Below are 12,637 nucleotides of genomic sequence, written 5' to 3'. Positions count from 1 at the left end.
ACCGGCGGGCGGCTAGGACGCCGCCTTCTCCACCAGCGCCATTTCATCGCTGGTCATCAGGCGTTCGATATCCACCAGGATGAGCATGCGATCGTCCAGCGTGCCCAGGCCGGTCAGATACTCGGTCGACAGCGTTGCGCCGAACTCCGGCGCCGGGCGGATCTGTGCCGTGCTCAGCATCAGCACATCCGAGACCCCATCGACCACGATGCCGACCACGCGGCGATCCAGGTTGAGAATGATGACGACGGTCTGTTCGTTGTATTCGACGCTGCCCAGATTGAACTTGATGCGCAGATCGACGATGGGCACGATGATGCCGCGCAGATTGGTCACGCCTTTGATGAACGGCGGCACATTGGCGATGCGGGTCACCGCGCCGGCGTCATAGCCGCGGATTTCCTGCACTTTGAGGATGTCGATACCGTACTCTTCGGAGCCCAAGGTAAAGACCAGAAACTCGCTGCCGGTGTCATCGGCGCGGCGGTGGTGGGCGGAATCGGGTTTGGCTGCCATGCTAGGCTCTCCGTCAATTCAGAATGGCTTCGGGCTGGGCCCAACGCTCGCGGTTGGCGCGGGCCAGGGCAAACACATCGACGATCAGCGCCACGCTGCCGTCGCCCAGAATGGTGGCCGCCGAGATGCCGGGCACCTTGCGGTAATTCGATTCGAGGTTCTTCACCACGACCTGGTGCTGGCCGATCAGATGGTCGACCAGCAGCGCGAAACGGCGCTCCTCGGCCTGCATGATGACGGCGATGGCCTGGGTCGGGTCGGCCTGCGCCTGTCGCACGGAAAAGACGCGATGCATTTCCACCAGCGGCAGGTATTCGCCGCGCACATGCATGACGCGCTCATTGCCGGCCACGGTGTAGATCTGATCCTCGCGCGGCTGCAGCGACTCGGTGACATGGTTCAAGGGCAGGATGAAGGTTTCTCCGCCCACGCGTACCGACATGCCGTCCAGAATGGCCAGCGTCAAAGGCAGGACGATGCGCGTCGTCGTGCCTTGGCCGGGCTGGCTGGAGAGCTGCACATGGCCGCCCATGTCCTGGATATTGCGGCGCACCACGTCCATGCCCACGCCGCGCCCGGAAATGTCCGTGATCTGTTCGGCCGTGGAGAATCCCGGGGCGAAGATCAGTTGCCAGATTTCCTCGTCGGGCGAGTTCTCGTTGACAGGCAAGCCCTGCGCCAGGGCTTTCTTCAGAATGCGCTCACGGCTCAGGCCGCCGCCATCGTCGCTGACCTCGATGACGATATTGCCGCCATTATGCTGCGCCGACAGCACCAGTTGGCCCACCGGATCCTTGCCAGCGGCCACCCGTTTCTCGGGGGTCTCGATGCCATGGTCCAGGCTGTTGCGCACCAAGTGCGTGAGCGGATCGATGATGCGCTCGATCAGGCTCTTGTCCAACTCGGTGGCGCGGCCATAGGTCTGCAGTTCGATCTGCTTGCCCATCTTGCCGGCGATATCGCGCACCACGCGCGGAAAGCGGCTAAAGACGTAGTCCATCGGCATCATGCGTATGGACATGACGGCTTCCTGCAGATCGCGCGCGTTGCGCTCGAGCTGCTCCATGCCGTTGAGCAGCCGGTCGTGCAGCACCGGATCCAGCGTCGAGGCCGTCTGCGCCAGCATGGCCTGCGTGATGACCAGTTCGCCCACCAGGTTGATGATCTGGTCGACCTTTTCCACGCCTACGCGGATGGAGGTAGACTCCTTGTCGGCGTGCTGCGCCGGTCTGGGCGCTGCCGCCCGGGACGGTTCGACCGCGGGCGCGGCCGGCGCCGGCTCGGCGGCGGGCACGGCCGGCGGCGGCGTCAAGGCCGCGGGAGCCGCTTCGCGGCGCAGTTCCATCTGATTGGCGTCGATGATAAAGCAGCAAACCGCTTCGATATCGGCGGCCGAACACGTCGTCTGCACCCAGACCGTCAAGGTATCCGCCAGGCGCTCGGCGGCCAGCACCTCGCCCAGGTTGCCCATTTCTTCGCGTAGGGCGGCCGCGTCCTTGTCGGAGATCTGGCGGATGTGCAGGCGCAAGGGCAGCGCGTCGCCGGCCGAGGTGGCGACCTCCACCGGCTCGGGCTGCACGATAACCGGGGCAGGCGCTGCGGCCGGCTCATGGGTTTCGAGCGCCAATTGACGCAGCACGGCACAGATGCGCTCGAATACGGCGTCATCGGGCTCTTCGGCGGCGCGATAAGCGTCCAACTGGCTTTTGAGCACGTCTTTGGCTTCCAAGAATGTATCCACCATATCGGCGCGCAGCGGCATCTCGCCGCGGCGGATGGCGTCCAGCAGGTTTTCCAGGAGATGCGTGGTGCCGGCCAGTTTTTGAAAACAGCCGAACGTCGCCGCGCCCCCCTTGATGGAGTGGGCGGCGCGGAATATCGCGTTGAGCTGCTCGATGTCGGGCGCGCCGATGTCCAGTTCCAGCAGCAGCTGCTCCATTTGCGCGAGCAGTTCGTCGGCCTCATCGAAGAAGGTGTCGTAGAACTGACTGAGATCCAGAGCTGAACTCATGAACGGTATGCCTTCCTAAAGTGCTTGCCTTGCGGCACTGCGCAGCACACCAGCTCAGCGCGGCGTGCCCAGCAGCTCCGCGGTCAGTTCCACCAGGGTGTCAGGATCGAGCGGTTTGTTCAGCCACCCGCAGACACCCAGGTCGCGAGCTGCCAGCTTGCTGTCCACGTCGTCCTCGGTGGTGAGCACCAGCACCGGCACCTCTTCGTAGCGCGGCTCCTGCCGCAAGCCCTGAATCAGGCCCAACCCGCCCAGGACCGGCATATTCCAGTCACTGATGACCATGTCCACGGCGCGCTGGCGCGCCACGTCCAGCGCGAGCTGGCCGTTGGCCGCCGTCACCACCTGCCAGCCCGCCGCAGTCAGGGCCGCCTGAACGATCATCCGCATCGTTGCCGAGTCGTCCGCCACCAATATCGTTGCTGCCATACCCGCTGCTACTCCTGCGCGGCCGTCGCCGCGTCCTGGCTTTTGTTGTGTTCATCCACGGCGCGCCCCACGTCCTGCGCATCGCGCGAGGACACGTCGGCCGCGGCCGCGTTCTCGGCCTCGATGCGGCGCTGCGTCTTTTCATTGAGCACCACTAGGCTGATGCGCCTGTTAACGGCAGCATACGGATCATCTTTAACCAGGCTCATGCTGGAAGACAGCCCCTGCACGCGCATGACCTTCCCTTCATGCATGCCGCCGGCCACCAGTTCCTGGCGCGAGGCGTTGGCCCGATCGGCCGACAGCTCCCAATTGCTGTAGGCGCGCTCACCGCGGGCGTACTGGGTCGCATCGGTATGGCCGGCGATGCTCAGCTTGTTGGGCAGGTCATTGAGCACGGGGCCGAGCTCGCGCAGGATGTCACGCATATAGGGCTGCACCTGAGCGCTGCCGGTGGCGAACATGGGCCGGTTCTGGCTATCGACAATCTGTATGCGCAAGCCTTCGGTGGTCAGGTCCAGCAGCAACTGCGGCCGGAAACTCTTGAGCACCGGGCTGCTATCGATCACCGACTCGAGCCGCCGCTTGAGCGACTCCAGGCGATGGCGGTCGCGCCGCTCGGCGTCGGGCTGCGCCTCGACGCGATGGCTCTGGCCGCGATGCACCTCGCCCGACTCCTTTTGCGGATCGGTGCCGCCGCCGGGGATGGCGCTGGTCTGCGCCGAGGTGCTGGGGCCGCCGGTCAACGCCACCCGCAAAGGCATGCGGAAGTAATCGGCGATGCCCTTGAGTTCTTCACGCGGCACGATGCTGACCAGCCACATCACCAGAAAGAACGCCATCATCGCGGTGATGAAATCCGCGTACGCGATCTTCCAGCTGCCGCCGTGATGGCCCTTGCTGGCGACCCGTTTGCGCCGGATCACCACGCGGTGATTGTTGACCGTGCTCATGCTGGGGCCGCTCTGAGGTCAGGCGCGGCCAGGGGCCGTCGTCTTGGCCTGGCGCACGTGTTCTTCCAGCTCGCCGAAAGACGGGCGCACCGCCGAGAACAACACTTTGCGGCCGAACTCGACCGCCAGTTGGGGGGGATAGCCGTTCATGCTGGCCAGCAGCGTGACCTTGATGCACTCCAGCACCTTGACCGATTCCGAGGTGCGCCGCTCCACGCGCGAAGCCAGCGGAGCGACGAAACCATACGCCAGCAGCACCCCGAGAAAGGTGCCCACCATGGCCTTGGAAATCAGATCACCCAGCACGGCCGGCGGCTGGTCTACGGCGGCCAGCGCCTTGATCACCCCCAGCACGGCGGCCACGATGCCAAAAGCCGGCAAGCCGTCGGCTACCTGCTGCAAGGCATGGGTGGGCACTTCCCGCTCGTGGCGGAAGGTCTCGATCTCCTCGTCCATCAAGGTTTCGATCTCGAACGAGCTCATATTGCCGCTGATCATGATGCGCAGGTAATCCGTGATGAACTCCATCAGCTTCGGATCCTTCATGATGCGCGGATACTCATTGAAAATCGGGCTGGATTGCGGATCCTCGATGTGCGATTCGATGGCCATCAGGCCTTCGCGGCGCGCCTTGTTCAGCAGCACGTACAGCAGCGCCATCAGCTCCATGTACAGGTCTTTGCTGTACGGCGCGCTCTTGAACGCGCGCGGGATGGCCTGGCGCACCAGGGCAAGCGACTTGCGGCTGTTGCCGGCAAGAAAGGCGCCGATCGCGGCTCCGGCGATCAGCGTCAGTTCGAAAGGCTGATAGAGCGCACCCAGGTGCCCGCCGAGCCCGACGAAACTGCCGATCACTGCGATGATGACCACCGCATATCCGATAACTACCAACATATCAGGCCTCTGCCATCGAGTCTAAAAATCGCCCTCCGGGACGCCGCGCCCACCTCATGAGCCGTCTGCGCCCGGAAAACACTTGCATTGCGGGGGCCAGCCCAGCGAACAAACAGCGCCAATCATCGCCCGCCTGCCCTGCGGCAAAACGTGGGTTAGGGGCAGATTTCGGGGGCTGTTGCCGTGTTTGGCGCCCTTAAGCCTGGCCGCGCGCGGCCGTTAAGGGCCACCCGCCTCACGACCCGGCCGGCGTGCGGCCGCCGGCGCGTGCCCGGGCGGCTGCCCGCGTTTTGCCGGCCCGCGGCGGCGGGCGGCAAATGGCGCAGACGAAATCGCTCTGGGGGTCATGGGCGTGGGCAATGAAATGCCCCCCGCACTGGCGGCAAGCCGACAACTGCAGCATGCCGCTGTCAAAAAACCGCACCAGCATCCACGCCCGCGTGAAACTGAGCACGGGTTCGTCGGTCGGCGCGCCGGAAGTATCCACGGCGGCGTGCTCGAGATAGAGGCGGTAGGCGTCGATGATGGCGCGTATGCCCTTGCTGCTCGTGCGCGTGTTCAAAAATGCAAACACGTTGTAGAACAAGGACGAGTGAATATTGGGCAGCCAGGTCATGAACCAGTCCACCGAGAACGGCAGCATGCCCTTCGGCGGAGAACAGCCCCGGATCTCCCGGTACAGGCGGGCCAGCCGGTCATGGCTGAGGCTGGTTTCCGCCTCCAGAACCTGCAGGCGCGCGCCCAGCGTGATCATCGAACTGGCCAGCAGGATCTCATCGGCCTCCTGCGCCACACTTTTTATGGCCATGACGCCTCAACCATGCGTTGCAGGGCCATGTCTTAAGCGATCTCTTCGACGGGCTGTCTGGCCAGCAGAATGGTGGCGTGCGCCTGTTGCAGCGCACCGCCCAGCACATCCTGGGTCAGGGCCGACAGCAAGCTGTAATCATCGAACCGGAAACGGCAAAGCAAAGAACTGGAACTGGCCAGTTTTACCAACTGCGCGGGTGACAGACGCATCAGAATGTCGGCCACTTCATTACTGAAACCCAGGCGGAACATGGAGGCTGCATAGTCGTCGCGCAACATGCGCTGCGCCAACAACAAGTACGACAGATTGACTTCACGGATATCCGCAAGCAAGGAACTGTCAGCAGTATTCACTTTTTACTCCTGTGACTAAAACGCTGGCATTAGTCGGGGTCGCGCAGACAGGACCGCGCGCCCCCGAAATCCGTGCACAGGCCTGTTGTTTTCGTCTTAATGCGAAATGTATCAGTTGATCGCAATTTGCATGCAATTTACCATGTTGGCTGTCATTTTCTCTGATTTTTATGACTAAACGTTGATCTTTTTCAGTATTTCAAAAAAACTACACGATAGTTGTTACAGCTATTTCATATGTTACATCGCAAATTCGTAAATAAACGCTCAAAACATTGCGTGATTACCCGAATGAATATCTGGGATTTCCCCACAATCACGGTGTGGAAATAGGCTGTTCAGCACGTAGACCCCCTCGTCTCCTGGCCGTTGCGGCGCAGCAACAATGGCAGCCGCATACAGCAAGAACCCGTCGCCTAGACCTGAATGCCCAACGCAGAAGAAAGCCTGGTCCGATACTCGCCACTCGTGCGCAAGCTGGCTTTGCAGCTGCTTGCCCGCCTGCCGGCCAGCGTCCAGCTCGATGATCTGATGCAGGCCGGCACCATCGGCCTGCTCGATGCCGTGCGCCGCTACCAGGAAACCCCCGACGCCCAGTTCGAGACCTATGCCACGGCACGCATCCGGGGCGCCATGCTCGATGAGCTGCGCAGCCAGGACTGGCTGCCGCGCAGCGTGCGCAGCAAGAGCCGCCGCATCGAAAGCGCGATCCAGCGCCAGGAGCAGCGCCTCATGCGCCCGCCCACCGAAACGGAAATCGCCCAGGAGCTGGGCGTGCCGCTGGACGAATACCAAGCCATGCTCTCGGATGCCCAGGGCATCCAGATCCTGCACTACGAAAATATCGACGCCGAAGGCGACAGCAGCGCAGGCCAGTGGCAGCAGGCCTGCGCGGAAAGCGGCGGCAACCCGCTCAACGCCCTGCTGGCCTCCGACCTGCGGGCCAGCCTGATCCAGGCCATCGAGCGTCTGCCCGAGCGCGAGCAATTGCTGCTGTCGCTCTACTACGAGCAAGGCCTCAATCTCAAAGAAATCGGCGCGGTGCTCAACGTCACCGAAGCCCGCGTCTGCCAATTGCGCTCGCAGGCCACCGCGCGCCTGCGCGCCAGCCTGCAGGAAATGGCCTGGGCCAAACTGCCCGAGCCGCAACTACTCTCGCACGTCATCTAGACCCAGCGCGGCCGGATCGCCCGCCACATCTGCGTGGACGGCGGGCGTAAAAAAATTTGTAACTCGCCCGTAAATACCTAAAGATCGCAAAGTCGGGGACGTTATCCAGGCAGCGGGAGATGCGCGGCATGCACCACGACGCATCCCCGGAGATGGGCGGCCCCGCTGCCCAGTTTGAAGAAGCCTTTCTCTCTTGGGAGCTATTCATGGCTGCTGTTATCAACACCAATTACCTGTCGCTGGTTGCCACCAACAACCTGAACAAGTCGCAATCGGCCCTGGGCACCGCCATCGAGCGCCTGTCCTCCGGCCTGCGCATCAACAGCGCGAAGGACGATGCCGCCGGCCAGGCCATCGCCAACCGCTTCACCGCCAACGTCGAAGGCCTGACCCAAGCGGCCCGCAACGCCAACGACGGCATCTCGGTCGCGCAAACGACCGAAGGCGCGTTGAACGAAATCAACAACAACCTGCAGCGCATCCGCCAGCTGACGGTGCAAGCCACCACCGGCACCAACTCGGACTCCGATCTTAAGTCGATTCAGGACGAAATCGGCCAGCGCCTGGAAGAAATCGACCGCGTCTCGGGCCAGACCCAGTTCAACGGCGTCAAGGTCCTGGCCGCTGACAAGAAGATGAGCATCCAGGTCGGCTCCAACGATGGCGAAACCATCGACATCGACCTCGAAGAAATCACCTCCTCGACCCTGGGTTTGGGCAACTTCAACGTGGACGGCAAGAGCACGGCCAACAAGGCCGCCGCTGAAACCGACCTCATTTCTCGCGGCACCAAGATCGGCACCACCGATGGCGTGACGCAGTACAGCGTCGCCACCGCCAATACCAAGGCGACGCTGAGCGATGTCTACGGCAAGCTGGGCACCGGTTCGACCGCCATCGTTGGTGGCACGACGTACACCTACAACGCCACCTCGGGCAGCTTCACCTACGGCAAGACGGTTGGTGACGACGATGACCTCGCCACCGCCCTGACCCCCACCTCGGGCTCTCAGAAAGCCACCGTCACGATCGGCGGCAGCTCGCAAGACGTCCTGATCAGCTCGGACGGCTCGATCAAAGCCGCCGATGATGGTGCAGCGCTTTACCTCGACGGGACCGGCAACCTGACCAAAACCCGTGCCGATTCGGCCGACCCCCTCGCAACGGCGACCAACCTGGCAGAGTCTCTCTACAGCGGCGGCAACGGCGGCGGCACGGTCAAGTTCGAAAATGGCGCCACCTACACTGCGGCTGGCGACTCGAGCGATGCCACGGCCGCCGGCCTGAACTACAGCAAGGCCGACATGACCGCCGCGCTGGCGGCCTCCGGCGGTGACGTCGTTATCAGCGGCACCACCTACGCAATCGGCACGGGCTCCAGCCCGACCGTCAAGAATGGCACCGACGTTTATATTGACCCGGCCGATGGCTCGCTGACGATTACCCCTGAAACGACGAAGGATTACTACGTTCAAACGAACGGCAGTGTCACGACCGCCCAGGGCACGGCAGTTTATCTGGATGACAGCACGGGCTCGCTGACCACCGAAGCCACGCACACGGGCACGGCCACCGCCAACCCGCTGGACACGCTGGATAAGGCCCTGTCCAAGGTCGACTCGCTGCGCAGCAAGCTGGGTGCGATTCAGAACCGCTTTGAATCGACCATCACCAACCTGAACAACACGGTCAACAACCTGTCGGCCGCGCGTTCGCGCATCGAAGATGCAGACTACGCCACGGAAGTGTCCAACATGACCAAGGCGCAGATTCTGCAACAGGCGGGCACCTCGGTGCTGGCTCAGGCCAACCAAGTGCCGCAAACCGTGCTGTCGCTGCTGCGTTAATCGCAACGGCTGGCCTGGCCTCGCGCCAGGCCGCGGCAAGGATCGAAGGCCGGGAGACTCTCCCGGCCTTTATCTTTGGTTCTGCCTGGCTCGCGCAAGCAAGCCTCCACATGCCCCTGCCCCAACGACAAAGCCGCCCGAAGGCGGCTTTGTCGTGCGCGGCGGCGGACTTACTTCTTGCGCTGCGGCGGCAGGTCGGTGCACACGCCTTCGGCGACTTCGGCGGCCATGCCGACGGACTCGCCCAGGGTCGGGTGCGGGTGGATGGTCTTGGCGATGTCCACCACGTCGGCGCCCATTTCAACGGCCAATGCGATCTCGCTGATGAGGTCGCCCGCATGGGTGCCCACGATGCCGCCGCCCAGAATGCGGTGCGTCTCGGCATCGAACAGCAGCTTGGTGAAGCCTTCGTCGCGGCCATTGGCGATGGCGCGGCCCGAGGCCGCCCACGGAAACACGCCCTTCTCGACCTTGATGCCCTGCTTCTTGGCCTCGTCTTCGGTCAGGCCCACCCAGGCCACTTCCGGATCGGTGTAAGCCACCGACGGTATGACGCGGGCGTCGAAGAAGGACTTCTGGCCGGCGCAGACTTCGGCCGCCACATGCCCTTCGTGCACGGCCTTGTGCGCCAGCATGGGCTGGCCCACGATGTCGCCGATGGCGAAGATGTGCGGCACGTTGGTGCGCATCTGGCGATCGACCTCGATGAAGCCCCGGTCGGTCACGGCGATGCCCGCCTTGTCGGCGGCGATCTTCTTGCCATTGGGACTGCGGCCCACGGCCTGCAGCACCAGGTCGTAACGCTGCGCTTCCTTGGGCGCGCCTTCGCCCTCGAAACTGACGTAGATGCCGTCAGCGCGCGCTTCGGCGCCCACTGTCTTGGTCTTGAGCATGATGTTGTCAAAGCGGCCGGCATTCATCTTCTGCCACACTTTGACCAGGTCGCGGTCCGCGCCCTGCATCAGGCCATCGAGCATTTCGACCACGTCCAGGCGCGCGCCCAGCGTGGAGTACACCGTGCCCATCTCCAGGCCGATGATGCCGCCGCCGATGATAAGCATCTTCTTGGGGATCTCGCGCAGGGCCAGTGCGCCGGTCGAGTCCACGATGCGGTCATCCTGCGGCAGGAAAGGCAGCTTCACCGATTGGCTGCCGGCGGCGATGATGGCGTTCTTGAAGCGGATGGTCTGGGTCTTGCCATCGGCGGCCTTGACCGTCAGATGGTGAGGGTCGGCGAACTCGCCCACCCCGGTCACCACGCTGACCTTGCGCGCCTTGGCCATGCCAGCCAGGCCGCCCGTCAGCTTGGCCACCACGCTGTCTTTATAGCCGCGCAGCTTGTCCAGATCGATCTTGGGCTCGCCGAAGCTGATGCCGTGCGCGGCCAGGGCACGCGCCTCGTCGATGACGGCGGCATTGTGCAACAGGGCCTTGGACGGAATGCAACCGACGTTCAGGCACACGCCGCCCAGGGTGGCGTAGCGCTCGACCAGCACGGTCGACAGGCCCAGATCGGCGGCGCGGAAGGCAGCCGAATAGCCGCCCGGGCCCGCGCCCAGCACCAGAACGTCGCACTCCAGATCGGCCGAGCCGCTGTAAGCGGCGGCCGCCGGCGCGGCCGTCTTGGCGGGCTCGGCCTTGGCAGGCGCGGCAGCGGCCTTGGGCGCATCGGCCTTGGCGGCCTCGGGAGCCTCGGCCTTGCCCGCCGCGGCGCCCGCCTCGACTTCCAGAATCACCGAGCCTTCGGCGACTTTGTCGCCTACCTTGACCTTGACCGACTTGACCACGCCGCCTTCGGAGGCCGGGATCTCCATCGACGCCTTGTCGGATTCGACGGTGATCAGGCTTTGCTCGGCCTGGATGGTGTCGCCCACGGCGACCAGCACTTCGATGACTTCCACCTCTTTGAAGTCACCGATGTCCGGGATCTTGATTGGCTTGAGATTGCTCATCTTGTCTCCGGGCGCTTACAGCGCGATACGGCGGAAATCAGCCAGCAACTGGCCGAGGTAGGCGTTAAAGCGCGCGGCGGCCGCGCCATCGATGACGCGATGGTCGTACGACAGCGACAGCGGCAGCGTCAGGCGCGGCACGAACTGCTTACCGTCCCACACCGGTTTCTGGAAGGAGCGCGACAGGCCCAGAATGGCCACTTCGGGCGCATTGATGATGGGCGTGAAGTGCGTCCCGCCGATGCCGCCGAGCGACGAAATCGAGAAGCAACCGCCTTGCATGTCGGCGGGCGACACCTTGCCGTCGCGCGCCTTCTTGGCCAGCTCGGAGGTCTCGCGCGCCAATTCGATAATGCCCTTCTTGTCGGCATCGCGCACCACCGGCACCACCAGCCCGTTGGGCGTGTCCGCCGCGAAGCCGATGTGGAAATACTGCTTGTAGACCAGGTTGTCGCCGTCCAGCGAGGCATTGAACTCGGGGAATTTCTTCAGGGCGGCAACCACCGCCTTGATGACGAAGGCCAGCATCGTGACCTTCACGCCCGATTTCTCGTTCTCTTTGTTCAGCTGCACGCGCAGGGCTTCGAGATCGGTGATGTCCGCTTCGTCATTGTTGGTGACGTGCGGGATCATGACCCAGTTGCGATGCAGGTTGGCGCCGGAAATCTTCTTGATGCGCGACAGCGGCTTGGCGTCGACCGGACCGAACTTGGTGAAATCCACCTTGGGCCAGGGCAGCAGGCCCAGCGCCGCGCCGTCGCCGGCGCCGGGGGCCGCGGCCGCCGGTGCGGCCAGGGCCGTCTTGACGAAGCCGCGCACGTCCTCGAGCACGATACGGCCCTTGGGACCGCTGCCGTTCACACGCGACAGATTCACGCCCAGCTCGCGTGCAAACTTGCGCACCGAGGGCGAGGCATGCGGCAATTGGCCGGGCTTGAGGTCCGCATCCTCCAGGTCTTGCGTGGGCGAAGGACGTTGCGCGGGCGCCGCGGCCTTGGCCTCGGCAGGCGCTTGCGCCTTGGCCGGCGCCGGGGCAGCCTCAGCCTTGGACCCCTGCGCCTTGGGCGCGGCAGCTTCGGCCTTGGCCGCCGGCGCGGCCGAACCGCCCTCGACCACCAGGATCACATCGCCCTTGTTGATGCGGTCACCCACCTTGATCTGGATGGACTTGACCACACCGCCGGCCGTGGCGGGAATTTCCATCGAGGCCTTGTCGGACTCGACCGTAATCAGGCTTTGCTCAGGCTTGATCGTATCGCCCACGGCCACCAGCACTTCGATGACTTCCACATCCTTGAAGTCGCCGATGTCGGGCACGGCCACATCCTCCGGGCCGCTGGCCGCGGCGGGTGCATCGGCCTTGCCGGCCGCGGCCGGGGCTTCGGCTTGCGCCTGGGCCGGCTGCGCTTGGGGGGCCTCGGCCGGCGCGGCTTCTGCCTTGGGCGCGGCTGCGGCGGCGGCCTCGATCTCCAGGATCACGCCGCCCTCGGCAATCTTGTCACCAACCTTGACCTTGACCGACTTGACCACGCCGCCCTGCGAGGCGGGGATTTCCATGGAGGCCTTGTCGGACTCCACCGTGATCAGGCTTTGTTCGGCCTCGATGGTGTCGCCCGGGGCCACCAGCACTTCGATGACTTCCACTTCCTTGAAGTCGCCGATGTCGGGAACCTTGATTTCCACGATATTGCTCATGTTTGT

At 63.9% G+C, this 12,637-nt stretch carries 11 protein-coding genes; 2 read left to right on the top strand and 9 right to left on the bottom strand.

Annotated features, from left to right (window positions below; translation table 11 throughout):
* Positions 1–12: 12 nt before the first annotated feature.
* From cheW to flhD, 7 genes are all read right to left on the bottom strand, one after another.
* Positions 13–516 carry a chemotaxis protein CheW gene (gene cheW / locus CAL22_RS09405; protein WP_094812501.1) on the bottom strand — a complete coding sequence of 168 codons (504 nt, stop codon included), beginning with the start codon at positions 514–516 and terminating at the stop codon, positions 13–15.
* Positions 517–529: 13 nt separating this feature from the next.
* Entirely contained in the window at positions 530–2,527 is a 1,998-nt protein-coding gene (cheA, locus tag CAL22_RS09400) for a chemotaxis protein CheA (protein WP_094812499.1), read from the bottom strand.
* Positions 2,528–2,581: 54 nt separating this feature from the next.
* A complete protein-coding gene (locus CAL22_RS09395; RefSeq protein WP_094812497.1) occupies positions 2,582–2,956 on the bottom strand; it encodes a response regulator in 375 nt (124 codons plus the stop codon).
* A gap of 8 nt (positions 2,957–2,964) precedes the next feature.
* A complete protein-coding gene (gene motB, locus CAL22_RS09390; protein WP_094812495.1) occupies positions 2,965–3,909 on the bottom strand; it encodes a flagellar motor protein MotB in 945 nt (314 codons plus the stop codon).
* Positions 3,910–3,927: 18 nt separating this feature from the next.
* A complete protein-coding gene (motA, locus tag CAL22_RS09385; RefSeq protein WP_094812493.1) occupies positions 3,928–4,803 on the bottom strand; it encodes a flagellar motor stator protein MotA in 876 nt (291 codons plus the stop codon).
* Positions 4,804–5,038: 235 nt separating this feature from the next.
* The gene (gene flhC / locus CAL22_RS09380; RefSeq protein WP_094812491.1) at positions 5,039–5,611 is read right to left on the bottom strand and encodes a flagellar transcriptional regulator FlhC; all 573 of its coding nucleotides are present in this window, start codon (positions 5,609–5,611) and stop codon (positions 5,039–5,041) included.
* Positions 5,612–5,643: 32 nt separating this feature from the next.
* Positions 5,644–5,967, bottom strand: coding sequence for a flagellar transcriptional regulator FlhD (gene flhD, locus CAL22_RS09375; protein ID WP_094812489.1), 324 nt, complete (start codon positions 5,965–5,967; stop codon positions 5,644–5,646).
* A 426-nt stretch (positions 5,968–6,393) separates the two neighbouring features.
* Here flhD and CAL22_RS09370 point away from each other — a divergent pair, with 426 nt between their 5' ends.
* A complete protein-coding gene (locus tag CAL22_RS09370; protein ID WP_094812487.1) occupies positions 6,394–7,137 on the top strand; it encodes an RNA polymerase sigma factor FliA in 744 nt (247 codons plus the stop codon).
* A gap of 206 nt (positions 7,138–7,343) precedes the next feature.
* Positions 7,344–8,984 (top strand): FliC/FljB family flagellin, encoded by a 1,641-nt coding sequence (locus CAL22_RS09365; RefSeq protein ID WP_094813559.1) that lies wholly within the window; start codon positions 7,344–7,346, stop codon positions 8,982–8,984.
* Between the two features lie 170 nt (positions 8,985–9,154).
* Here the strand turns inward: CAL22_RS09365 and lpdA are convergent, their stop codons facing one another.
* Positions 9,155–10,936, bottom strand: a complete 1,782-nt coding sequence (gene lpdA / locus CAL22_RS09360; RefSeq protein ID WP_094812485.1) for a dihydrolipoyl dehydrogenase — start codon at positions 10,934–10,936, stop codon at positions 9,155–9,157.
* 15 nt (positions 10,937–10,951) lie between these two features.
* Positions 10,952–12,631: a dihydrolipoyllysine-residue acetyltransferase gene (aceF, locus tag CAL22_RS09355; protein WP_094812483.1), complete on the bottom strand. Its 1,680-nt coding sequence runs from the start codon at positions 12,629–12,631 to the stop codon at positions 10,952–10,954.
* Between the last annotated feature and the right edge of the window lie 6 nt (positions 12,632–12,637).

Origin of the sequence: Bordetella genomosp. 12, assembly GCF_002261355.1 — a bacterium.
In the GTDB taxonomy this organism is placed as follows: Bacteria; Pseudomonadota; Gammaproteobacteria; order Burkholderiales; family Burkholderiaceae_B; genus Bordetella.
The sequence above is the reverse complement of the archived record's forward strand: the minus strand, read 5'-3'. Positions and strand labels throughout refer to the sequence as shown.

Bases quoted from the DNA above. Each gene is read 5' to 3' on its own strand.
- cheW (WP_094812501.1), bottom strand. From the start codon at position 516: ATGGCAGCCAAACCCGATTCCGCCCACCACCGCCGCGCCGATGACACC.
- cheA (WP_094812499.1), bottom strand. From the start codon at position 2,527: ATGAGTTCAGCTCTGGATCTCAGTCAGTTCTACGACACCTTCTTCGAT.
- CAL22_RS09395 (WP_094812497.1), bottom strand. From the start codon at position 2,956: ATGGCAGCAACGATATTGGTGGCGGACGACTCGGCAACGATGCGGATG.
- motB (WP_094812495.1), bottom strand. From the start codon at position 3,909: ATGAGCACGGTCAACAATCACCGCGTGGTGATCCGGCGCAAACGGGTC.
- motA (WP_094812493.1), bottom strand. From the start codon at position 4,803: ATGTTGGTAGTTATCGGATATGCGGTGGTCATCATCGCAGTGATCGGC.
- flhC (WP_094812491.1), bottom strand. From the start codon at position 5,611: ATGGCCATAAAAAGTGTGGCGCAGGAGGCCGATGAGATCCTGCTGGCC.
- CAL22_RS09370 (WP_094812487.1), top strand. From the start codon at position 6,394: ATGCCCAACGCAGAAGAAAGCCTGGTCCGATACTCGCCACTCGTGCGC.
- CAL22_RS09365 (WP_094813559.1), top strand. From the start codon at position 7,344: ATGGCTGCTGTTATCAACACCAATTACCTGTCGCTGGTTGCCACCAAC.
- lpdA (WP_094812485.1), bottom strand. From the start codon at position 10,936: ATGAGCAATCTCAAGCCAATCAAGATCCCGGACATCGGTGACTTCAAA.
- aceF (WP_094812483.1), bottom strand. From the start codon at position 12,631: ATGAGCAATATCGTGGAAATCAAGGTTCCCGACATCGGCGACTTCAAG.